The following is a 22,946-nucleotide window of genomic DNA, read 5'->3' as shown; positions in this document are numbered from 1 at the left end:
GGTCAGGCCTGCTCACCCTTGGGTTTGACCCAGATTAGCAGAACCAGCCCCAGAAGGAACAGGCCGATCAGCGGTGCCACGCCGATGCGCTGCGATCCGCTGAGATCCGAGGCCACCGCGATGGCAAAGGGCGCGATGAAGGCGGTAGCCTTGCCCGACAGGGCAAACAGACCGAAGGCCTCGGTCGCGCGTTCGGGTGTCGTGTGGAACACCATCATGGTGCGCGATGCCGATTGCACGGTGCCACCCGCCGCCCCGATCAACGCGCCACAAACATACATGATGATGTCGGGCAAGCTGGACCCTTCGGCCAGGGGGATACCAAAAATCTGCTCACGCGACATGCCGACGATGATCGATGTCACCAGGATCAGAACCCAGCACGACACCACGATCACCGGTTTGGGCCCACGCGCGCTGTCATATTTTCCGCCGAGCCATGTGGCGAGGCTGGCGGCAATCGCCCCGGCAATGCCGAAAATGCCGATCTGCGTGACGCTCCACCCCAGCACGCCCGAAGCATAGACCCCGCCAAAGCCATAAAGCGCGTTCAGCGCATCGCGGTAGAACATCGACGACATCAGATAGGCAAACAGGCTTTGCCGGCTGGGCAGCGATTTCAGCAGCGCCAGCAGATCGGCCAACGCCGCTCCGACCGGTTGGCCGGTTCCGGTGCCGGGCTTTTCCCGTACCCACAGAAAGAAGGGCACCATGAAGATGGCATACCACAGCGCGGTAAAGGGCCCGACCGACCGGGTGCCTTCGCGTGCCGCGGCATCCAGCCCAAGGATCGGGTCCATCCCGATCAGCGTCTTGCCGGTGCTGCCATTCTCGGCCAGCAGAACCAGCATGATCAGCAGCGCGATGATCCCGCCCAGATAGCCAAAGGCAAAACCAGCGCCGGAAATCTTGCCCATCTCATCCTGCCCGGCCAGACCGGGCATCAGCGAATTGGTGAAGATGGTGGCGAACTCCATCCCGATCAGGCCAAGGCCAAAGAACAACATGGCCAGCGTCAGATCAGGCATGTCGGGGGTCAGATACCACAGCCCCCAGGATCCGATGACATAGAAGGCCGAGAAGACCCATATCCAGACCATGCGTCGGCCAGACCCATCCGCGATGGCCCCCAGAACGGGGGCCAGAAGCGCGATCAGGATGCCGGAAATCGTCTGGCCATAGCCCCAGAAGGCCTGCGCCTGCGCGCCTGCGGCCTCGACCGTCATGCCCTGCGCAAGGTAATGGGCGCGGGCAACTTCGGCAAAATAGGGGCCAAAGACAAAGGTCAGCAACAAGGTGTTGTAGGGTTGGCTGGCCCAGTCGAAGAAGTACCAGCCCCAGATGCGCTTGCGTTCCGTCGTCATGCCTGCCCCCATGCATTTTGCGGATCAAGCCTGAAACGGCCCTGGCTGGCAAGCCTTACCGTTCAGGCGGCCACGGTCGCGTGGCGTCCGCTGCGATCCAGGCCTGAACCCAGGTCGGCATTTCGGGGCTTTCCTGCGGCAGTCCCATCGCCTCCAGCACCCGGGCGGGCGGCACAAGACCCTGCCGCGAGGTGAAGGCGGATCGGGCCAGCATCTGGCTGGTGCAATCCTCGCCCTGCCACATGCTTTGTTCCAGATAGATGAACCGCGCGTCCCAGCCGACACAACGCGACCGGATGGTCACTTTCTGAAATGCCGTCACCCGCTTGCGGTAACGCGTGGTATTCCCCGCGATCGCCATGCCCCAGCCCTGCTGACGCACCACCCGTGCCAGCCCCGACCGGATGGCCAGCGGCACCCGGCCCAAATCGAACAGCGTCAGCGTGCGCCCGTTGTTCAGCTCCATCCACGGGTCGATATCCCAGGGCCAGCAAATATGGGTGCTGACATGGGTGTCAAAGATGCCCAAAGGCGGGGCCTTGCGAAACTTAAGGATTTCTTTGGCAAGTCGAAGATAGGGATACATCGGCGCGGCTCCTCTGCCGCACCCGCTTGCCGTGGGCTGACGTAAAGGTCAAGCTGAACGCTGCGGCAAGCCTTGTGTGGAAATGGTTGTGATTTCTGGGGCCACGGGTTACCTAAACCACAACATATCGTAGAGGCGAACCGATGCTGTCCTTGTTGCAAATCCTGCTTCTGCTGCTGGATGTGGCGCAATTCGTGATCATTGCGCATATCATCATGTCCTGGCTCATCAACTTTCAGGTTCTCAATCTGCGCCAGCCGCTGGTTGGCCAGATCTGGTACGGCCTGAACCGGGTGCTGGAGCCGGTCTATTCCCGCATCCGCGCCGCGCTGCCTGCCATGGGTGGGATCGATTTCGCACCGCTCATCGTGCTTCTGGCGGTTTACGCCGCGCGCATTGTCATCATCAACAACGCCTACGCCTTCGCCTGACCGATGCAACACCCGCGCGAATTGCTGGCGAGGGTTTTCGGTTACGGGGCCTTCCGCCCCGGTCAGGAAGAAATCGTCGAGGCCGTGCTGGCCGGGCGCGACACACTGGCCATCATGCCGACCGGCGGTGGAAAATCGTTGTGTTTCCAGTTGCCTGCGCTGTGCCGCGATGGGGTTACGGTGGTCATTTCCCCGTTGATTGCGCTGATGCGCGATCAGGTCCGGTCGTTGCGCGAAGCGGGGGTCGAGGCCGGGGCGCTGACCTCGGGCAATACCGATGAGGAAACCGAAGAGGTGTTCCGCGCGCTGGATGAAGGGCGGCTGAAGCTGCTGTACATGGCGCCCGAACGGCTGGCGACACCGGGCACCATGGGCCTTCTGCGCCGCATCGGCACCAATCTGATTGCGGTGGACGAAGCACATTGCGTCAGCCAGTGGGGCCATGATTTCCGCCCCGATTACCTGCGTATCGGCGATCTGAAACGCGAACTCGGCGTGCCTCTGGCTGCGTTCACGGCCACGGCGGATGAAGAAACCCGGACCGAAATCATCGCCCGCCTGTTTGCCGGGGCAGAACCTGCAACCTTCCTGCGCGGGTTTGACCGGCCGAACATCCATCTGGCCTTTGCCGTGAAAGACAGCCCGAGGCGGCAGATCCTCGATTTTGCCGGGGCGCGCAAAGGTCAGTCGGGCATCGTCTATTGCGCCACACGATCCAAGACCGAGGTTCTGGCACAGGCGCTGCGCGAGGCGGGCCATGCTGCCTGCCATTACCATGGCGGGATGGAGGCAGTCGAGCGCCGCGATGTCGAGGTGCGCTTCCAACAGGAAGACGGGCTTATCGTCTGCGCGACCATTGCCTTTGGCATGGGGATCGACAAACCCGATATCCGCTGGGTTGCCCATGCCGACCTGTCGAAAAGCATCGAGGCCTATTATCAGGAAATCGGCCGCGCCGGGCGCGATGGGGCACCTGCGGAAACGCTCACGCTTTATGGTCCCGATGATATCCGCCTGCGCCGCAGCCAGATCGACGAAAGCCCCGCACCGCTGGATCGCAAACAGGCCGATCACGCACGGCTGAACGCCCTGCTCGGTCTGGCCGAGGCGGTGGGATGCCGCCGTCAGGTTCTGCTGGGCTATTTCGGGGAAACCAGCGCACCCTGTGGCAACTGCGATCTGTGCGACCGGCCTGCGCAACTGTTCGATGCCACCGATGCCGTGCGCAAGGCTCTGTCGGCGGTGCTGCGCACCGGCGAATGGTTTGGCGCCGGGCATCTGATCGACATTCTGACCGGCAATGCCACGCCCAAGGTGCGCGAAAAGGGCCATGACGCGCTGCCCACTTTTGCCGTGGGGCGCGATCTGACCAAAACCGCTTGGGGCGCGGTATTCCGGCAGATGATGGGCCGCGATCTGCTGCGCCCCGATCCCGACCGGTTCGGCGCGCTGCGCATGACCGATGCCGCCCGTCCCATTCTGCGGGGCGAGGAAAGCATCACGCTGCGCCGCGATACCGTGCAGGCCACGGGCAGCGGCTCGGTAGTCAAGGCGTTGGTGTCAGAAGAGGATGCGCCGCTGCTCTCTGCGCTGAAGGCCAAGCGACGGGCATTGGCCGAGGCCGCGCGGGTGCCGGCCTATGTCATCTTCCCCGATCGCACGCTGATGGAAATGGCCGAACGCCGCCCTGCCACGCTGGACCAGATGGCGCAGATCAGTGGCGTGGGCGCGAAGAAACTGGAAAGCTATGGCGCGGCCTTCCTTGCGGTGATCACTGGCGCGGCCGATGCTTTGCATCCGGCGCGAGCCAAGCTGGCCGGGCAACCGGCGGCCGAGATTTTCGACAGGCTGGCCGAGGCGCAGCTTCGGCTCATGCGGGGCGAAGACGGGATCGGCAAACCGCTGTCGCTGTCGCAAGCCGCCTTGCGCCGCATCGCCGAGGCGCGGCCCGCCAGCCTTGCCGAACTGGATCGTGCAGGCGATCTGGGGCCCGCCAAACTGGAACGCTTCGGCGCGGCGTTTCTGGACATCTGCCGCGGTTGAACCCCACGGATTTGCGTCAAATGCCAGACAGTTGGGCTTTGTTTCGCCTGCCGGAACAAGCTATGTTCAATTCAACGGCAGGATGCCCGGACCCTTATCAGAACACGTGTGGTGCTATGGGAGCACGTGGGGTGAATGAAGGGTCCCGCAGGGGTGTGGGGGCCCTTCATTTCTTTTCATGAAGGTTCGTTCGGATTGGCGCTTCAGAACAGTGCCAAGATCAATCCGATCACGCCACAGCCAAAAATCGCATAGCCGCCGTCGATCAGCGTCAACCGGAAGGGCCGCATCCCGAAGGCATTGTTCAGCATGATCCATGGCGCGATGAAGAAGGCCCCGATGCCCAGCCCGGCCACCAGCCCCGCACCCGGGGTCGCAATGCCCGAAGCACCGAAGATATGGCGCATCATGCCCGCGACCAGCACCATGGCCAGCACGGCTAGCGCCATGGGCCGGGCCGAACTGCCTTGCGGGCGGCCATCCGGTCCGGGCGCGATCCCTGCCGCCTGCATCCAGGGCCGGGCCAGCGCCATGTACCAGACCGCCCCGAATAGCCAGCCGCCGATTGCCGCGGCGATAACATTCAGCACTTCCATCCTGTCCTCCCGGTTTTGCGTCAGAGTGCCGCAGCAGCCCGGAAAATCCAAGCGGTCAAAGACCGCCCAGCTTGCAGATGATCTCCCACTCCTCGGGGCGGACAGGCTGCACCGAAAGCCGGCTGGTGGTGACCAAGGCCATATGTGCCAGACCGGGATGGGCCTTGCATTCCTCCAGCGTGACGGCGCGCAGAAGCGGCTTGACCGCCCGGATATGCACGCAATCCCAACGCGGATCATCTGTCGTGCTGTCAGGCGCGCTTTCGGCGCAGACCTCCACAATCCCCACCACCGCCTTGCCGATGTTGGAATGGTAGAAAAAGCCCAGATCGCCGATCTTCATCGCCCGCATGTTGTTGCGCGCCTGATAGTTGCGCACGCCATGCCATTCTTCGCCCACTTCCCCCTTGGCCACCTGCTGATCCCAGCTCCAGGTGTCGGGTTCCGATTTGAACAGCCAGTAGGTCATCCGATCACCTTCTTCCATTCGATGATCTCGACCCCGGCAAACAGTCCCGCCTTGGCATAGGGATCATTCGCCGCCCAATCGCGCGCTGCCTGCAGGTCATCCACCGACAGGATCACCAGCGAACCGGCCATGCTGCCATCTTCGGCCAGCAGCGGGCCTGCCATTTCCACCACGCCGGTGGTGTTGATATAGTCCAGATGGGCAGGCCGGTTATCAAGCCGGGTTTGCAGGGCGCCGGGCTTGTCCTTGCAGATCAGGGCAACACGCATGAAGGTCATTCCTGTTTCAGAGGGCGGGAAAGAAGGGTCTGGATGGCCTGTGACAGGCCGATGCGGCCCGCGGCCAAAGCGGCCACCATGGCGGCAACCGGCATGTCGAGCCCGCGTTCGGCGGCGATCCGCGCCACGGCCTGCGCGGTTGCAGCGCCTTCCACAGTCTGCGCCGGATCGGGGGACACCCCGGCCCCGAGGGCCCGACCAAAGCGGAAGTTGCGCGAAAGATCCGACGTGCAGGTCAGCACCAGATCGCCAAAGCCCGACAGGCCAGCCAGCGTTTCGCCGCGCGCCCCCTGGGCCAGGGCAAAGCGCAACATTTCGGCATAGCCCCGGGTCATCAATGCGGCCCGGGCGGAATCGCCCAGGCCCGCGCCGATCACCACGCCGGCGGCAATGGCGATCACATTCTTCAGCGCGCCGCCCAGTTCGGCCCCGATCACATCGGTCGTGCGATACAATCGCAGCGCCGGGGTGGAGAGCTGGTGCTGCAGCGTCTCGCCCAGCCGATCATCGGCGCAGGCCAGTGTCAGCGCAGTGGGCAATCCGCGCGCGATATCGGCGGCAAAGCTTGGGCCGGTCAGCACTGCCGGATGGCTGTGCAGGGCGGCCAACACCTCCACTGGGCCAAGCCCGGTTGCCAGATCCACCCCCTTGCAGCAGGCCACCAGCGGATGCCCGGTCAGATGCGCCGCATGATCGCGGGCAAAACCCGCCAGTTGCTGCATGGGCAAGGCCAGCAAAAGCGTGTCTGCCCGGCAGGCCTCTGCCAGATCGGCCGTCGTCGTGACCCGGGCAGGCAGCACGGCCCCGGGCAGGCGCGGCAGATCGCGACCTGTCAAGTTGCGCCCCCACAGGATCACTTCACGCTCGCGCCCAAGCGCGATGGCCAGCGACGCGCCAAAAGCCCCGGCCCCCAGGACGCCGATCATGCCTTGGCCCCTTTCTTGCCCGATCCGATCAAAGCGGGGCTGCGCTGGTCCAGCGGCCAGCGCGGGCGTGCCGACAGCGCCATGTCATCAGCCCCGCGCGCCCGGAACTGTTCGATCCCGGCCCAGGCGATCATGGCGGCATTGTCGGTACACAGCGCCAGCGGCGGCGCGAGAAAGCGCACCCCCAACCCATCGCACAAGGCAGTCAGCCGGGCGCGGATCTCTGTATTGGCGGCCACCCCGCCCGCCACGGCAAAAGTGGCAACCGGATGATCTGTCAACGCCCGACGCGATTTTTCGCAGATCACATCGGCCACAGCCGTCTGAAACGCAGCGCAGAGATCCGCGCGGTCCTGCCTGTGCAATCCCCCTTTGCCCGCCATAAGATCATCGCGCGCGCGCAGCACGGCGGTTTTCAGACCGGAAAATGACAGGTCATAGCCGGGCCGGTCCAGCAAAGGGCGCGGCAGGCGGATGCGTTTTGCATCGCCCTGCATGGCTTCGGCCTGCACCGACGGGCCACCGGGTTGGGGCAGGGCCAAAACCTTGGCCACCTTGTCGAATGCCTCGCCCGGGGCATCGTCGATCGATCCGCCCAGCCGGGTAAATTCTTGCGGGCCATCGACACGCAGGAACTGGCAATGCCCGCCCGAAACCAGCAGCATCAGGTAGGGATAGGCGACGCCATCGGTCAGGCGCGGGGTCAGCGCATGGCCCGCCAGATGGTTGACCCCGATCAGCGGCAAACCGGTTGCCATGGCCAGCCCCTTGGCACACATGACCCCCGACAGCACACCGCCGATCAGACCCGGCCCCGCCGTCACGGCAATCCCGTCCAGATCGGCAAGGCCCAGCCCGGCTTGGGCCAGCGCCTGTTCCACGCAATGATCCACCCGTTCGGCATGGGCGCGGGCGGCGATTTCCGGCACCACCCCGCCAAAGGCCGCATGCAGCGCCGTCTGCCCTTCGACCACCGAAGACAGGATGTCAGGCGCCTGCCCCGGCACATGGCGCACCACCGCGGCGGCAGTGTCATCGCAACTGCTTTCGATACCAAGAAGGGTCAGGGGCGCTTGCAGCATGAGGTCCGGTTGATTGCAGGGCGCCCCCGAGGTAACACCGGAAGCATGGTCAGGCAATCCCGCGCCCCTGTTGTGATCCTGACGCGGCCCGCCGCGCAATCGGCCCGCTTTACGGCTGATCTTCTGGCGCGTTGGCCCGGCCTGCGTGTGATCACATCGCCGGTGATTGCACCGGAGTTCCTGCCATTGGCCGATCTTCCACCCGTGTCGGCCGTGATCTTCACCTCCGAAACCGGGGTAGCTGCCATGGCGCAGCGCCGTGCCGACCTGCCCGACCGCGCCTATTGTGTCGGTGCCCGGACCGCAGCGGCGGCGCAGGCTGCGGGGTTCGACACCCGATCTGCCGATGGCGATGCCGAGGCGCTGTTCCGTCTGATCGTCACCCATGAACCGCGACCCGGCCCGCTGCTGCACCTGTGCGGCGAAGACCGGCGCGGCGATCTGGCCGAACGGCTGACGCATGCGGGTTATCAGGCCGGTGCGCAGGTGGTCTATGCCCAGCGGGCGCTGCCTTTGGGCCCCCAGGCGCGCGCGGCACTGGCCGGGGCCGATCCGGTGTTGCTGCCAGTCTTTTCACCCCGCAGTGCCCGGATTCTGGCGCAAGAACTGCAAGCCCCCGCGCCCCGCGCCCCCTATGGCATCGCAGCGATTTCGGCGGCGGCGGCGGCGCCCTTTGCCAGCTTGCCGCCCAACCGGCTGAAAATCGCCGAACGCCCGGATGCCGCGGCCATGCTGGATGCCTGTGTCGCAGTGCTGAATGGCCTGCCATGGGTTGAGCCTTGGGAAACCAACGTCTAGCTTGGGTCTGAGGAAGCGTTGGAAAAGGGGCGAGTCATGTCAGAGCCAGAGATCAAGGACAGCACGCCGCCCCTGCCCGCCGAGGGCGTCAACCTGACGGAAGACGCGGCGCAAGACATGGCGCCCCCCCAGCCAGCCCCCGAAGCCGCCGCCCCTGCACCGGCCACCAAGACCCAGACGGGGGGCGCGGGGCGCTTTGTCGGGCTTCTTGCGGGCGGGGTTGTTGCCGCAGGCCTGGGCTTTGGGTTGGCAACCTATGGTGTGCAGCAGGGCTGGCCCCTGCTGGTCGCCCCCCCGACCGAACCCGCCACCGATCTCACCGCTGATCTGGCTGCACTGCAAAAGGCGCTGGCCGATCAATCGGCCCGGATCGACGCACTGGCCAACCGCCCTGCCCCGGACCTGACCGCAGTGGAGGACCGCCTTGCCGCGCTGGAGGTTGCGCCTGCACAAACCGGCCCCGATCTGGCCGCCTTGCAGGCCGAAATTGCTGCGCTGAAGGCACAGGTTGCGCAAGGCGGGGGGGCCGATGTCTCGGCTCTGGTGGCCGAACAGGTGCGCGAACAGATTGGCGCCGCCTTGGGCGAAGCCGATGCGCTGCGCGCCGAGGCCGAGGCCATCCGCACGGAAACCGACCGGCGGGGGTTGCTGCTTCGGCTGGAACAGGCCCTGGCCGACGGCACGGCCACCGATGGCGTTCTGGCCGATCTGGCCGCGGCGGGCATCATCCTGCCCGAACCGCTGGCCCGCTATGCCACCGCGCCGATGCCGATGCCACAATTGCAGGACAGCTTTTCAGATGCGGCCCGGGCAGCGCTGAAAGCCGCGCATCAGGCCGAATTGGGGCAGGATGCCACGCTTGGCAACCGGCTGACCAGCTTTCTGAAGGCCCAGACCGGCGCGCGCCCGCTGACACCCCAAGACGGCACCTCGCCCGAAGCGATCCTGTCGCGGGCCGAGGCTGCGCTGGCGCGGGGCGATCTGACGGCAACACTGGCCGAACTGGACGCATTGCCGCCCACTGCCGCCGAACCAATGGCCGAATGGCGTGCGCAGGCACAGGCGCGGCTGGATGCCGGGGCGGCGCTGGCTACCCTGCTTGCAGAACAGAAATAAGGGGACGCGCATGATCTGGGCACTGATCAAGGGGCTGATCTTCTTCGCAGCCGTTGCGGCAGCCACCTATGGCGCGCATCTGCTGCTCGATAGCGGCGATGGGCTGCGCATCACGGCAGCGGGCTATGAATTCACCTTGGGGCCGTTGCAGGCGGTGCTGGCGATCCTTGCGATCTTTGGCACGCTCTGGCTGCTGATAAAGCTGGTGGGGCTGCTGATGGCTGTGCTGCACTTCATCAACGGTGATGAAACCGCGATTTCCCGCTATTTCGACCGCAACCGCGAACGCAAAGGCTATCAGGCGCTGTCCGAAGGGCTGCTGGCTCTGGCGTCGGGCGAAAACCGGGTGGCACTGTCGCGGGCGGTCAAGGCCGAACGGCTGTTGGGCAAGCCGGAACTGACCAATCTTCTGGTCGCGCAGGCCGCCGAGGCTGCAGGCGATGGCAAACGCGCCGCCGAGGCCTACAAGGCATTGCTGCAACACGAAGACAGCCGCTTCATCGGTATCCGGGGCCTTCTGACCCAGAAAATCGCCGAAGGCGACCGCGAAACCGCGCTGAAACTGGCCGAAAAGGCCTTTGCGATGAAGCCTCGCCATGCGGAAACGCAGGATATCCTGCTGCAATTGCAGGCCGAAGCGCAGGATTGGAAAGGCGCGCGCGCCACGCTGGGGGCCAAGGCCCGGGCGGGTGGCCTGTCACGCGATGTATTCCGCCGCCGCGATGCGGTTCTGGCCCTGCAACAGGCCAAGGGCGTGATGGCCGAAGGGGCCAGCATCGAGGCGCGCGAAGCCGCGATCGATGCCAACAAGCTGTCGCCCGACCTGATCCCGGCGGCGGCGCTGGCGGCGCGCAATCTGGCGCTGGCGGGCGATGCCAAGGGGGCAACCCGGGTGATCCGCAAGGCGTGGGAGGCGCAGCCGCATCCCGATCTTGCCGCAGCATTTGCCGATATCGTGCCCGAAGAAACCGCCGAAGCCCGGCTGAAACGCTTTGGCACGCTGCTGTCCATCAAGCCCGACCACCCCGAAACCCGCATGCTGAAGGCCGAACTTCTGATCGCCGCCGAAGATTTCCCTGCTGCACGCCGCGCACTTGGCAATCTGGTGGACAGCGCGCCAACCGGGCGTTCACTGGCGCTTATGGCGGCCATCGCCCGCGGTGAGGGCGCGGACGAGGCAGAGGTGCGGGCCTGGTTGGCTAAGGCGCTTGTGGCACCGCGCGGCCCGCAATGGTGCTGCGACAAATGCCAGACGATTCATGCCGAATGGGCCCCGATCTGTGGCAATTGTGGCGGCTTCGATACCCTGTCCTGGCGGGAACCGCCGCAGGGGGCCGCACCGAGGATGTCAGGGGCAGAACTGCTGCCCCTGCTGGTGAACCCTCCTGCCCCGGCTCCGACCCCTTCCGCAGAACCGGAAAGCCCGGAACCGGAGGTCATCGAACTGGATCAGATTCTACGCCGCGCGACCTGACACTTGGCTGAAGCCGGGAAAGCCCGCCTCGCGCCGCAAATCGGCCATGCGGGCCCCTTGCACCCCGGCAAGCTGCAGTGCCTCGGCTTCACACATGGTTGGCATCAGCGCGATCTTGCCGCTAAGCGCCAGAGCCTGTTGCAACATCCGGGCCATGCCGTACATCGTTTCAGTGTCTAGCAGCACGATGCTGGGTGTATCATTGTTAAAGCGATCCATTGCTGACTGCACGCTGAAGACACTCATCAGCATATCGGCAAAGGAAACGTTGATTTCCCCGATTTCGCGGGCATCTGTCAGCATCATGATACCTGGATCAAACGCCGCAGACTTGGCGTATTCCAGAAAAGAGGCTTTTCCGTCTTTGACGCCAAAATCGCCAAACATTCGAAACAGACACAGGCGGCGTGCGGGCAGGATTTTGATCTGATACGGCATGGTTTCCCCCAAGCGGTGGTCACGCCAAGTCTCTTCCCCTCAGAAAGATTCAGCAGATTTTAGAATAAAGCAAGTCCACAAGATAAATTTGTCAGTCGCTCAGGCGACCGACAACAAGAATTTGGGGCCATTCGCAACTTCTGCATCAGCAGGGTCGTGCGTAACAACCAGTGCAGGTATATCACGTTCGCGAATATGCGCAAAGGCGAAGCTGCGCATCTCGCTGCGTAAATTTGCATCAAGTTTTGAGAATGGTTCATCCATAAGCAGAGCCATAGGTTCGGCCAGCAGGGCGCGCATCAGGGCAACGCGCGCACGTTGTCCCCCGGAAAGGGTGGCCGGATCGCGCGGGGCAAGGCCCGCAAGCCCTGCCCGAATCAGCGCCTGTTCAACCGCATTTGCCCGTGCGGCACGGCCACGGATGTCTGGCGTCAACCCGAAGGCCAGATTATCCCCGACCGACAGATGCGGAAACAGCACCGCATCCTGAAACACCAGCCCGATCCGCCGACGCTCTGGCGGCAGCCGCAGAACCGATTGCCCGTTCAACCGCACGTCCCCTGTCAGCGTGAACCCATGCGCCAGATGGCCGGCGATGGCATCCAGCAGGGTGGATTTGCCCACCCCCGAAGGGCCCATCACCGTGCCCACCTCGCCCGGGGCGATACGCAAGGTCAGGGGCGCAAACAGCGCGGGCCGGTCCCGAAAGCGCAGGGTCAGATTGTCGATCTCAAGCGTCATGGGCGGGCCTCAGGTCGCGGCGATTGCGGTGCAGCAATGCAGGCAGCAGGAAGGCCGCCAGATAGGCCAGCCAAGGCAAGACCGCCTGCAGGCTTGCCAATACCCCCACCACCCTCCGATCAGAAGAACTGGACAAGGTCACCGCCTCGGTGGTCAGGGTTGCAATCCGCCCTGCGCCCAGAAACAGTGTGGGCAGGTATTGCGCCACAGATACAGCCATGCCGATGGCAGCGGCCGTGCAGATCGGCGCCAGCAGCACTGGCAGCTTGACCGCCACCATCCGCCGCCACGGCCCGGCCCCAAGAGCCGCCGCCGCACGGTCCAACCGCCGGTCGCGGGCACGCCACGGATCGCTCAGCGCGATCATCACATAGGGAAAGACGAACAGGCATTGGCCCCAGATCACCGCCGCCATGCCGCCCGACAGACCCAGCCGCAACAGCAACACATTCATCCCGAACAGAAAGGAAACCTGCGGGACCAGCAAGGGCAGGTAGATCAGCGCCTCGGCCCAGCGGGCGCGTGCCATGCGGGCACGATCTTCCGCCTCCAGCCAGGCAATGGCCAGCATCAGCGACAGGCCCGTGGTAGCGAAGGCGAGCAGCGCGGTATTCCACAAGGCCCGGCCCCAGCCCGAACCGGGGCGTGCCCAGGCCTGGAGCGACCCGCTTTCCGGCCAGATTTCGGGCCAGGGCCAGCGCCAGGCCATAGACCAGACCAGCAGGGACAGCATCGCCCCCGCCCCCAGGCCCATCAGCAGCAGCGCAACCAACCCTGCCGCGCGGGGGGCCAACAGGTCCGCCACCCCCTGCCGACGCCCCCGCCGCAGCCAGATCAGGCCAAGGCCACGCAACAGGTGTTCGCCCCCCCAAAGCGCGGCAAAGCTGGCAACCACCAGCCCCAGTTGCAACATCGCGCCGGCAGAGGCAGGCAACAACCGCGCAAGATCGGGATCAGAGAACAGCCGTACCAGCAGCACGGCCAGCGTTGGCGGGTTCGACGGCCCAAGGATCAGCGCCATATCGACCACAGACAGAGCATAGGCCAGCACCACCATCAGCGGTAGCCGGATCAAGGGCCAGATCTGCGGCAGGATCACCTTCACCCAGACCATGCCGCGCCCATATCCAAGGGATCGGCCGATGGCCAGATCGCGCCGCGGCGGCACCTGTGTCAGGGCCGACAGCATGACCAGCAGCAGAAACGGCACCTCCTTGACCATCAGTCCCAGCATCAGTGCCAGCCCCAGCGGATCATTCACCGTTGCGAGGTCTGGCGGTCGGTCCCATCCCATGACAGGGGCCAGCCCCCGCGCGATCCAGCCCGAGGGCGCCAGCAGAAAGGCAAGTCCGATGGCCATGGCGGCATGGGGCGCCGCCAGAAACGGGGCCAACAGCCGCGCCCCGCGCCGCCCCGCCAACCGATCCGATGCCAGGATCACCACCCCGCCCGCGATCAACAGCGACATCAGCGTCGAACCCAGCCCGGTCACCACGCTCAGCCAGATCGCACGTCCGATGCCGGGCACCTCGGCAAGCAGGGCAAAGGCCTGCAACCCCGGCTCGGTCGCGCCAATCGCGGGCAGGACGCCAAGAGCGGCCCGGGCCGTCTGCCACACACCAGCCGCGATGGGGGCCAGAAACCCGATCCCCACCACCAGAAGAACCATGCCGCGCAGAAGCCGCCCTTCGGTCGTCACTTGGTGTAACGCTTGGCCCATTCTTCGGTCAGTCGGGTCATCCAGCTGGCATGGGGCTCCAGCAGGGTCGGACCCAGATCGGCCAGAGCTGGCAGGGCAGGTGCGGTTGGCAGCGCGGCGAAGGACGCCTTGGCCCCTTCATCCAGCCGTGCCGGATTCAGCACCGAGAACGATCCCAGCACGTCGATATTCTGCATATGCGCCTGCGTCGCAGGGTCCAGCAGGAAATTCGCCACCACCATCGCACCTTCTTTGTGCGCGGCATTATAGGGGATGGCGACAAAGCTGACATTGCCGATGCTGCCACCCTTGGGCACAAAGACCCGGACCGTTTCGGGCAAAAGCCCCTGCGCAATCGCCGCCGCAGCCGAAGCCGGATCGAATGACATCGCCATGTCAATCTCCCCATCGTTCAGCAACTGCTGCTGCACGGATTCATTTTCGGGGAAAGCCTCGCCCTTGCGCCACAGATGCGGGCGCAGCGCGTCATACCAGGCCCAAAGCGGCGCTGCGGTGGCAGCAAAGCTTTCATCGGTCACCGGTTGCTGCAACGCGGCGGGATCGGGGGCCAGTTCGATCAGCGCCTGTTTCAGAAAGGTTGCGCCCATGAAGTTTGACGGGTCAGGATGGGTAAACCGCCCTGGATTTTCGGATGCCCAAGCCACGAACCCCGCCATATCGGCAGGCGGATTGGCAACACGGGCGGTATCGTGGGTGAACACGAATTTTGCCAACCGCCAGGGGCTTTCCATTCCCTCGACCGGCACGGTGAAATCCACCGAATTGGGAGAGGCCGGCGACAGGTCCAGATACCGCGCATTGGGCAGACCCGCCACGAAAGGCCCGTGCAACAGGCCCTGCTCCTTCATCGCCAGAAAATTCGGCCCGTTGATCCAGATCAGATCGACCGCACCCCCGGCATCCTGCCCCGCAGCCTTTTCCGACAGGACCCGCGTCACCGCCTCGGCGGTGTCTGACAGTTTGACCTGTTCGATCTTCACGCCATACAGCCGTTCGGTTTCCTGCCCGGCCCAGGCGATGAAGGCATTGGTCCGATCATCCCCGCCCCAGGCATTCCAATAGACCGTCTGGCCCTTGGCGGCATCCAGTGTGGCCTGCCAATCATCGGCCAGCGTGGGTGTGGCCAGGGTCAGTGCCATCAGGGTGGCAGAGGTCAGTTTCTTCATTCTTGTGGCTCCGGGTCAGGATAGTCTTACAGGTCAGTTCGTCCAGACAGGCCGGATGTTACCGCTGGCGGGGCGGAACTGCAAAAGCCCGCCACCCCTGAAGCCACCGCAACAGGGTGGTCAGCGCACAGGCGGCGGCAAAGCCCCAGGCCAGCGGCACAAAGGCCGAAGGAAACAGGCACATGGCGACAAAGACGGCAATGGTTTCGGTCCCCTCGGTCAGCCCGCCCAGATAATAGATGCCCTTGGTCGGGTACTCCGTGGCGCGGCGGCCCGTCTTGGCGGCAATGGTGGCGAAGGCCAGAAAGGACGATCCGGTGCCCACAAAGGCCACCACCAGCGCGCAGGCCGCCAGCGCATTCCGCGCGGGGTCCAGCAGCGCAAAGCCCAGCGGGACAAGCGCGTAGAACACGAAATCCAGCGCGATATCCAGAAAGGCGCCCCGGTCGGTCGGCCCGGCAATGCGCGCCACCGCCCCATCCAGCCCGTCGATGATCCGATTGGACAGGATCAGCAGCAGCGCAAGCCCCGTCATCCCCGCCGCCAAGGCCGGAACGGCCAGCGCCCCCAGCGTAAATCCGGCCAAAGTCAGCGTATCGGCCTTGACGCCGCGCGCTGCCAGCCAACCCGCGACAGGGGCCAGAAGCTGCGCCTGCAGGGGCAGAAGCCTTGCGTCAATCATCCGCGCCGCCAGCTGTGATAGCGTTCGACCCAGGCCAGAATCCGTGGATTCACATGCGCCCGCCGCCATTCGCCGGCCGCGTATTTGTTCGCCTCGGCCCAGGTCGGATAGATGTGGATGGTGCCCAGAATCTTGTTCAACCCCAGCCCGTGTTTCATCGCCAGCACGAATTCGGCAATCAGATCGCCCGCATGTTCGCCCACGATGGTGACACCCAGAATACGATCCTTGCCCGGCACCGTCAGCACCTTTACGAAGCCATGCGCCGCGCCGTCGGCAATCGCCCGGTCCAGATCATCCAGACCATAGCGGGTGATCTCGACCGCGACGCCCTTCTCGCGTGCTTCGCTTTCCGACAGGCCGACCCGCGCCACCTCGGGGTCGGTGAAAGTGGCCCATGGGATCACCCGGTAATCGACCTTGAAGCGTTTCAGATCGCCAAAAAGCGCATTCACCGCCGCAAACCATGCCTGATGCGCCGCCGTATGGGTGAACTGATAAGGGCCCGCCACATCGCCCGCGGCAAGGATATTGGGGTACAGGGTTTCGAGATAGTCGTTGGTTTCCACGACGCGATTGGTCTTGATCCCCAACTCTTCCAGCCCGAAGCCTGTCAGTCGCGGGCTGCGCCCCACGGCGGCGATGATCTCATCAAAGACGATGCGCCGGGTCTGGCCCTGATGTTCCACCTCGATCCATTTTTCACCGTCGCTGATGCCGCAGGCCAGCGCCTTGTGCCCGGTCAATACCTCGACCCCATCAGCCCGCAGCGACGCGGTGACCAGTTCGGATACCTCCGGGTCTTCGCGGCCCATCAGACGTGGGGCCATTTCGATCTGCGTCACGCCCGACCCCAGCCGGGCAAAGGCCTGCGACAACTCGGTGCCGATCGGCCCACCGCCCAGCACCACCAGCCGCGCGGGCGGTGCGGGCCGGTCACGCAGCGCCTGCCAGAGTGTATCTGACGTCAGCGCGCCCACCTGATCCAGCCCCGGCAGCGGCGGCAGAAAGGGGTGCGCGCCCGTCGCGATGACAATGGCCCGGCTGGTCAGCCGCTGAGTGCCGCCGTCGTTCAGCGCAATCTCGACTGTCCAGGGATCAATCAGCCGGGCATGGCCCTGCAGCACCTCCACCCCCAGACCGGTATAGCGTTCAATGCTGTCATGGGGTTCGATATCGGCGATCACATCCTGCACGCGCGCCATGACCTGCGCGAAATCCACCTGCGGCGCGACCGGGGTCAGGCCATAGCGCGCCGCCTGCCGCATCTGGTGTGCCAGTTTCGCACTGCGGATCAGCGCCTTCGACGGCACACAGCCATAGTTCAGGCAATCGCCACCCATCTTGTGCGCCTCGACCAGCGTCACCTTGGCCTTGGTCGCCGCCGCGATATAGGCCGAAACCAGCCCCGCCGCGCCGCCGCCGATCACGATCAGATTGCGGTCATAGCTGGAAGGCCGGGTCCAGCCCTTGTAGGCCCGCCGCCGCCGCACCAGGTTCAACCCCCACCGCGCCAGCCACGGGAACAGCCCAAGTGCTGCGAATGAGGCCAGCATGGCGGGCGATACGATCCCCGACAGGCTGTCCAGTGCCGCCAGTTGTGTACCTGCATTCACATAAACCGCCGTCGCCGCCAGCATCCCGACCTGGCTGACCAGATAGAAGGTCAGCGTCGGGATCGCCGTCAGGCCCATCAGCAGGTTCACCGCAAAGAAAGGGATCACCGGGATCAGGCGCAGCGTGAACAGGTAGAAAGGTCCATCCCGGCACATTCCTTCGTCAATGGCCGCCGCACGGCTGCCAAGCCGGGCCCTGACCCAGTCGCGCAACAGATGGCGGGCCGCCAGAAAGGCCAGCGTGGCCCCGAGGGTCGAGGCGAAGGACACGATCACCAGCCCCTGCCAGAAGCCGAACAGCGCACCCGCCGCCAATGTGAGCCAGACCGCGATGGGCAAGGACAGCGCCGTCACCGCAACATAGACCGCGAAAAACCCGACTGTCAGCATCATGGCATTCTGGCTTTGCCAGTGCCGCAGCCGCTCCAGCCCGCCACGCAAGGCCTCAAGATCGATCTGCTGGCGGTTGGCCAGCACGATCAACAGAAGGATCAGGCCAAAGCCGATCAGCACTGCCGGTTTCTTCACGCAAGTTCCCCTTGTTCGGGCCTGTTCACGGGGTGGGTGTCTGCCCATGTCCTCCGTCTAAACCATCCCACGCCACAAGATTACATCTGGCAAGCGCAGCCAATGCAACAATCGCGTGAACAGCGGCAGAACCACAGGTCGGCCGCCGCCATCAGATGCGTTCAGCGCATCGCTCCATCCAGTCCAAGAACCCTGTCCAGCGATACCCGGCCCGGACCAATGGCCACCACCGCCAGCAGCGCCGAGGCCCAAAGCCCATGGGTCACCCAGGCATCGGGATAGACAAAGATCTGGATCACGGCCGTCATGCCCAGCAAACCAAGGGCAGAAAGCCGGGTGGCAAGGCCAAGGATCATCAGCAGCGGCAGAACATGCTCGGCCGTCGTGGCCAGCACGGCCGCCAGGTTCGGCGGGATCAGTGGCAGGGCATATTCATGTTCAAACAGGAAAAACGTACTGTCCTTGATGGTGAACAGCCCTTCCACCTTGGTCCGCCCCGACTGCAGGAAGACCATTGCGGGAAAGATGCGCAGGGCCAGCGCAACGGCATCTTGTGGCACGCGGCCCAGCAGGCCATTCACGCGGCGGATCAGGTCAAGCATCGAAATCTCCTTCGGATCGATTGGCCCGGGTCCGGGCATCTGTGTCATGGTCACCCTGTCCATTCGGTGCGGCCGTGCGGCTGTTACCCCTGTCACGAAAGCGTGTCTGCCTGCGCTGTTTTGTAACATCGGCCAGCCCGGCTGCGTAGGGAAGGAAAAGCCAAGGGGGTGCAGGATGGCGTCAACACGAATGGCATTGCTTGCCCTGCTTTGGGTCTGTGCCCTGACGACCAGCACAGCGGCGCAGGACCAAGACCCGCTTCGCGCAGCCCGGTTCGAAGCACCAACCGACCGTTACCCCCATAACATCATGGGACGATTGCCCGCGCATGGCGGTCTGGTGGTGGAAACGGTTTCAGGCCAAACCCATCGCAGCCGCCTGCCCGACCGGCTGGTCTTCGAAGATTTTGCCCCGCGCCTGATTGATACCAACGGCGATGGTCGGACCGAGATTGTGGTCGTGGAAAGTGACCGGGATCGCGGGGCGCGGCTGGCCATATGGTCCGTCACCGGCGATGGGCTGACACGCATTGCCGCCACGCCCTTCATCGGGCGCCGCTTTCGCTGGCTTGCCCCCATAGGTGCGGCGGATTTCGATGGGGATGGGCGGCCCGAACTGGCCTATGTGGAAAAGCCGCATCTGGACAAGGTGCTGCACATCGTCCGCCATGAAGGCAACCGGCTGGTCCCTGTGGCCCGGTTGGCGGGGATCAGCAACCACGCCATCGGGCAGGAAACCCTGCAAAGCCGGATCGATACCTGCCCGGGCGGCCCGCAGATCGTGGCACTTGACGGTTCAGGCCAACGGCAGCTCGCCATCCGGCTGACCGCTAACAGGCTAGAGGCCCGCGATCTTGGGCCGGCCCCTACAGCATGGCAAATCGGCCATACCCGCGCCTGCGATTGACCCATGTCAGGCCTGCTGTCAGGCCACTGCCCCGCGTTCGGCATCGGGAAAGCCCGCTTCGATCCGGGCACGCAGTTGGATCATGTCGGGCACCTTGGCCAGTTCGGCGATACGGTCCTGATGCCAGCGCACCGCGCGGGCATGCAGCGTGGCCAGCCGCCGATCCGCCAACAGCTGTGCCTGCCAATGCCGCAATTCCGGCACCATGCGGGCAATGCGGTTGCACGGCACCTCGCTTGCTTCATTGCGTTGCCAGTATTCGATGCCGATGGGCTTGGCCACATGGTTGACCCGACCGCGTTCGGCCTTGACCAGAAAACTGTCCACCGATCGCAACTGATAATGATTGATCTGGGCCAGTCGGTAATCGGCGGGCACATGCATGGGCGTCGGCATATCGACGATCCGCCGCCCGCCGGGCAATTCGCGGATGAAATCGCGTTTCAGCCAGTGTTTCGGGATCGGGGTATGGATGCCCAACCGATCACACCGCGGGATGATCGCGCCGCGAAACAGCGATTTGGCAAAGGCGTTCGGCAAAGGCTGTTCCGGGATTTCAACAGGCATCGGATTGGCCAGGGTAAACTGTTCGGTGACCAGTCCGTCCGTATAGCGACGCCGATACGAAGACCCGAAGCGCCGCCATGGGATCGAGATCACCTCGCACCGCGGACGGGCCTGTGCGGCCAATGCCTGCACCGTGCCATTGCCGACATCTGAACACAGAAATTCGTCGGCATCGCAGATATAGACCCAATCGGCCCCCGTCACCTCGGGGTAATCCAGCACTTGCCGCAGCGCGACGCGCTGGATGGAGTCACCGGGATTGTACTGGGTGATGTGATGGCGCAGCACCCCCATCCGGGCCAGCCGCCGCGCCATCTTTTCGGTCGGATCGTCGCAATCATTGGTGCAAAGCACGATGTGATCAAAGCCTAGCGCCAGATGAAAGGCCACCCATTCCAGCAGGAAGGGCGCTTCGTTCTTCATCGTGGTTACGACAGTGAAGCCTTCTGCCATCTGCGCCCTGTCTGCTGGTGGCCGGGCGGCAGATGACCGCCGCCCTTGCCGGGTTCAATGGCCAGCCGGTCAGGCCAGCAGGATATCATTCTGCAGGGCGGCCAAAGTGGTGTTTACCACAGTCAGACTGTCGCCATTTCCGAACGAGAATACCACATTCGCCCCGGATTGCGAGGCAAAGCCCATCGCCTGTGCGACGGAGGTAAACCCCATCTTGGAAAAGGTGATGCTATCCACATCATTCTGGAAATCCTGTATCCTGTCAGCCGCATAGCCGCGTTCAAAGTTGAACACATCGGCACCGGCACCGCCCGTCAACGTGTCATTGCCGCCGCGGGCCCAGAACCTGTCATCCCCCGCACCACCGGAAAGCTGGTTGGCATTGTCATTGCCCCGCAGGGTATCATGGCCCGTGCCACCCAGCAGATTTTCAATGCTGACATAGGTATCGCCCAAAGCATCGCCGCGCAGGGCCGACCGACCCGCAATCAGATCGGCATTCACCGCTTCGGTTGCAGAGGCATAGCTGGCCCAGTCTGACCCGCTGCCCCCGTCCAGCCTGTCGCCCCCGGCTCCGCCTTGCAAGGTATCATTGCCCGCAGCACCCGACAGCGTATCATTCCCCGCCCCCGAAGCGATCCGGTTTGCAGCCCCGTTGCCGGTGCCCGTAAAGGCGGCGCTGCCGGTATAGGTCAGGTATTCGACAGTCGTCAGGTTCGCCAGAGACTGGCTGGTCAGATTGGCAGTCTGCAACGTGTCGGTGCCACCGTTGGCAAATTCGCGGATCTTGTCGCTGCTGCTGTCGATGACATAGGTGTCATTCCCCAGCCCGCCCCGCATCACATCTGCCGCCCCGGTCGAGATCAGGCGATCATTGCCGCGCCCACCAAACAGATAATCATTGCCGGTGCCGGTCAGTGTGTCATTGCCCTCCTGCCCGAACAGGAAATCATCACTGCCCAGCCCGCGCAGGCTGTCAGACCCGGTGCCGCCATACAGAAAATCGTTGGATGTGTCGGTGCCGGTCAGCGTGTCGTTGCCCGCATAGCCAAAGCCCCAGCCGATGCGGCCCGAAGTGTCAAAGGTAGGCTCCGGTGCCGTTCCCGTGGTCTGGTAGGTTTCATTGCGCAGTTTCACAGCGATCGTGCTGGCTGTGATCGACTGGTTCCCGGCATGTTGGGCCGGGTTTTCATCCAGGGAATAGGCGTTCATCGCATGGGCGAGAGAATGCTGGTGACGCACCTGCAGCCCACTTCCTTCGAACCAGATGAACGATGACCCGCCAGTGCTGTTGAACGGGAACCAACCAATGCCGATCCCATTATCCGCAAACCATTCGTAGGATGCCACGAACAGATCCACGACATCATCCAGCGCTGCCGGATCATCAACTTCGCCGCCCGCATTGGTTTCGGTGACGATGACATCATCGCCGCTGAGCGGAGCGAAATGGGTATTCAGCAAAGCCGCAAGCGCGACGGGGTCTTCTGCAGCATCGGTGCCAGCCCAGCCGGGATAGAGGTGCGCCGACCAGACCAGATCGCCGCCGATCCCGGCACGGATGTAATCCAGCGCCGAAACTCCATTGACGAGTGTTGTATCCAGCGTCTCGAAATCGCCGTTATAGCCCCAGCCGCCAACCAGAATCTTGCCATCTGCGCGACCCTGAATCAGGTTGGACAGGGCGATATTGTGATCGGCATACAGCTTCACGAAACTGGCCAGATCATAGCCACCGCCTGTCCCGTTCTTGCTGATGCTGTGCTTATAACCGGCGGCTTCGTTCATCAGATCGAAGCCATAGACCGCCGATTTTGTGGCGGGGTGATCGTCCAACCAGTTCATCATCTTGACCCATGCGCCGCGCGTGTCCTGGAACTGGGCCTGCAGTTGTGACCAGGCCTGCGCATTGGTCAGGCCCGGCCAGAACTTACCGGGTTTCCCCTGATCATCACCCGTCGGGATGATATCGGTGCCCGCGTTCTTCACCCAGCCGTTCAGGCCGATGTTCTGGGCATCGCCACCGGCATAAACAAAGGTGATGTCATACCCCTCGGCCGTGGCAGCGGCGAGAAAGCTTTCATATTCCGCATGCAAGCTGCCATCGGCATTGAAGGAATATTCGTTGAACAGCAGGCGCAGATTGTTCACATGCGGCAAGGTGGCCTTCAGCCTTTCCAGTTGCACGGCCGGATCCCCATTGATCCCCATCGGGATCATCTGGCTGGTCGATTGCCAGGCGAAGTTGTAGCTGTCCGATCCATTGGCATCGGTAAAAGTGACGTTCACCATATTCACGCCGGAGGTCGTCGATCCGATCGGCATTGTGTACTCCTCAATATACTCGCACGTCCCGCCTTGCG

The 22,946-nt window shown here is 64.0% G+C and carries 22 protein-coding genes; 6 read left to right on the top strand and 16 right to left on the bottom strand.

Annotation, left to right across the window (positions count from 1 at the left end):
* Window positions 1–2: 2 nt before the first annotated feature.
* Both V6590_RS06170 and V6590_RS06165 read right to left on the bottom strand, forming a co-directional pair.
* Window positions 3–1,364, bottom strand: coding sequence for an MFS transporter (locus tag V6590_RS06170; protein WP_335420997.1), 1,362 nt, complete (start codon window positions 1,362–1,364; stop codon window positions 3–5).
* Between the two features lie 55 nt (window positions 1,365–1,419).
* Window positions 1,420–1,950, bottom strand: a complete 531-nt coding sequence (locus V6590_RS06165) for an acyl-CoA thioesterase (RefSeq protein WP_335420995.1) — start codon at window positions 1,948–1,950, stop codon at window positions 1,420–1,422.
* Window positions 1,951–2,093: 143 nt separating this feature from the next.
* Between V6590_RS06165 and V6590_RS06160 the strand changes: the two genes are divergently transcribed.
* Window positions 2,094–2,381 (top strand): YggT family protein, encoded by a 288-nt coding sequence (locus tag V6590_RS06160; RefSeq protein WP_335420994.1) that lies wholly within the window; start codon window positions 2,094–2,096, stop codon window positions 2,379–2,381.
* A 3-nt stretch (window positions 2,382–2,384) separates the two neighbouring features.
* Window positions 2,385–4,424 carry a DNA helicase RecQ gene (gene recQ / locus V6590_RS06155; protein ID WP_335420992.1) on the top strand — a complete coding sequence of 680 codons (2,040 nt, stop codon included), beginning with the start codon at window positions 2,385–2,387 and terminating at the stop codon, window positions 4,422–4,424.
* Window positions 4,425–4,627: 203 nt separating this feature from the next.
* On the opposite strand, the gene V6590_RS06150 is transcribed toward recQ, so the two are convergent.
* The 5 genes from V6590_RS06150 to tsaD are packed head-to-tail and all read right to left on the bottom strand — an operon-like array spanning window position 4,628 to window position 7,772.
* Window positions 4,628–5,020, bottom strand: a complete 393-nt coding sequence (locus V6590_RS06150; RefSeq protein ID WP_335420990.1) for a DUF1761 domain-containing protein — start codon at window positions 5,018–5,020, stop codon at window positions 4,628–4,630.
* Window positions 5,021–5,075: 55 nt separating this feature from the next.
* The gene (locus V6590_RS06145) at window positions 5,076–5,489 is read right to left on the bottom strand and encodes an EVE domain-containing protein (RefSeq protein WP_335420988.1); all 414 of its coding nucleotides are present in this window, start codon (window positions 5,487–5,489) and stop codon (window positions 5,076–5,078) included.
* Entirely contained in the window at window positions 5,486–5,758 is a 273-nt protein-coding gene (locus V6590_RS06140; protein ID WP_335421697.1) for a YciI family protein, read from the bottom strand. The genes V6590_RS06145 and V6590_RS06140 overlap by 4 nt, the downstream gene beginning before the upstream one ends.
* Window positions 5,759–5,763: 5 nt before the next feature.
* Window positions 5,764–6,693 (bottom strand): NAD(P)H-dependent glycerol-3-phosphate dehydrogenase, encoded by a 930-nt coding sequence (locus V6590_RS06135; protein ID WP_335420986.1) that lies wholly within the window; start codon window positions 6,691–6,693, stop codon window positions 5,764–5,766.
* Window positions 6,690–7,772: a tRNA (adenosine(37)-N6)-threonylcarbamoyltransferase complex transferase subunit TsaD gene (gene tsaD / locus V6590_RS06130; protein WP_335421695.1), complete on the bottom strand. Its 1,083-nt coding sequence runs from the start codon at window positions 7,770–7,772 to the stop codon at window positions 6,690–6,692. Before tsaD ends, V6590_RS06135 begins: the two co-directional genes overlap by 4 nt.
* Window positions 7,773–7,820: 48 nt before the next feature.
* On the opposite strand from tsaD, the gene V6590_RS06125 reads away from it, so the two are divergent.
* From V6590_RS06125 to V6590_RS06115, 3 genes are read left to right on the top strand one after another with little or no spacing between them, the layout of a single operon-like run.
* Entirely contained in the window at window positions 7,821–8,573 is a 753-nt protein-coding gene (locus V6590_RS06125; RefSeq protein ID WP_335420984.1) for a uroporphyrinogen-III synthase, read from the top strand.
* A gap of 36 nt (window positions 8,574–8,609) precedes the next feature.
* Window positions 8,610–9,689 carry a COG4223 family protein gene (locus tag V6590_RS06120; protein ID WP_335420983.1) on the top strand — a complete coding sequence of 360 codons (1,080 nt, stop codon included), beginning with the start codon at window positions 8,610–8,612 and terminating at the stop codon, window positions 9,687–9,689.
* 10 nt (window positions 9,690–9,699) lie between these two features.
* Window positions 9,700–11,163: a heme biosynthesis protein HemY gene (locus tag V6590_RS06115; protein WP_335420981.1), complete on the top strand. Its 1,464-nt coding sequence runs from the start codon at window positions 9,700–9,702 to the stop codon at window positions 11,161–11,163.
* Here the strand turns inward: V6590_RS06115 and V6590_RS06110 are convergent.
* The 7 genes from V6590_RS06110 to V6590_RS06080 form a co-directional block, all read right to left on the bottom strand.
* Window positions 11,146–11,601 (bottom strand): hypothetical protein, encoded by a 456-nt coding sequence (locus V6590_RS06110; RefSeq protein WP_335420979.1) that lies wholly within the window; start codon window positions 11,599–11,601, stop codon window positions 11,146–11,148. The two genes, V6590_RS06115 and V6590_RS06110, sit on opposite strands and share 18 nt — an antisense overlap.
* Before the next feature lie 99 nt (window positions 11,602–11,700).
* Window positions 11,701–12,342 carry an ATP-binding cassette domain-containing protein gene (locus tag V6590_RS06105; RefSeq protein ID WP_335420977.1) on the bottom strand — a complete coding sequence of 214 codons (642 nt, stop codon included), beginning with the start codon at window positions 12,340–12,342 and terminating at the stop codon, window positions 11,701–11,703.
* Window positions 12,332–14,041 carry an ABC transporter permease gene (locus V6590_RS06100; RefSeq protein ID WP_335420976.1) on the bottom strand — a complete coding sequence of 570 codons (1,710 nt, stop codon included), beginning with the start codon at window positions 14,039–14,041 and terminating at the stop codon, window positions 12,332–12,334. Before V6590_RS06100 ends, V6590_RS06105 begins: the two co-directional genes overlap by 11 nt.
* A complete protein-coding gene (locus V6590_RS06095) occupies window positions 14,038–15,228 on the bottom strand; it encodes an ABC transporter substrate-binding protein (protein ID WP_335420974.1) in 1,191 nt (396 codons plus the stop codon). Before V6590_RS06095 ends, V6590_RS06100 begins: the two co-directional genes overlap by 4 nt.
* Window positions 15,229–15,286: 58 nt before the next feature.
* A complete protein-coding gene (locus tag V6590_RS06090) occupies window positions 15,287–15,910 on the bottom strand; it encodes a CDP-alcohol phosphatidyltransferase family protein (RefSeq protein ID WP_335420972.1) in 624 nt (207 codons plus the stop codon).
* A complete protein-coding gene (locus tag V6590_RS06085) occupies window positions 15,907–18,054 on the bottom strand; it encodes a dihydrolipoyl dehydrogenase family protein (RefSeq protein WP_335420970.1) in 2,148 nt (715 codons plus the stop codon). The genes V6590_RS06090 and V6590_RS06085 overlap by 4 nt, the downstream gene beginning before the upstream one ends.
* A gap of 161 nt (window positions 18,055–18,215) precedes the next feature.
* Window positions 18,216–18,656, bottom strand: a complete 441-nt coding sequence (locus tag V6590_RS06080; RefSeq protein ID WP_335420968.1) for a DoxX family protein — start codon at window positions 18,654–18,656, stop codon at window positions 18,216–18,218.
* Window positions 18,657–18,831: 175 nt separating this feature from the next.
* Between V6590_RS06080 and V6590_RS06075 the strand changes: the two genes are divergently transcribed.
* A complete protein-coding gene (locus V6590_RS06075; protein ID WP_335420966.1) occupies window positions 18,832–19,563 on the top strand; it encodes an FG-GAP repeat domain-containing protein in 732 nt (243 codons plus the stop codon).
* Window positions 19,564–19,581: 18 nt separating this feature from the next.
* Here V6590_RS06075 and V6590_RS06070 read toward each other — a convergent pair whose 3' ends face one another.
* Window positions 19,582–20,583: a glycosyltransferase family 2 protein gene (locus V6590_RS06070; protein WP_335420965.1), complete on the bottom strand. Its 1,002-nt coding sequence runs from the start codon at window positions 20,581–20,583 to the stop codon at window positions 19,582–19,584.
* 69 nt (window positions 20,584–20,652) lie between these two features.
* On the bottom strand, window positions 20,653–22,908 hold the full coding sequence (locus tag V6590_RS06065) for a calcium-binding protein (protein WP_335420963.1): 2,256 nt from the start codon (window positions 22,906–22,908) through the stop codon (window positions 20,653–20,655).
* Between the last annotated feature and the right edge of the window lie 38 nt (window positions 22,909–22,946).

This window comes from Gemmobacter denitrificans (assembly GCF_036964905.1).
Lineage (GTDB): Bacteria > Pseudomonadota > Alphaproteobacteria > Rhodobacterales > Rhodobacteraceae > Gemmobacter > Gemmobacter denitrificans.
Note: the sequence above shows the minus strand (reverse complement) of the source record. Positions and strands in the feature narration are given on the sequence as shown.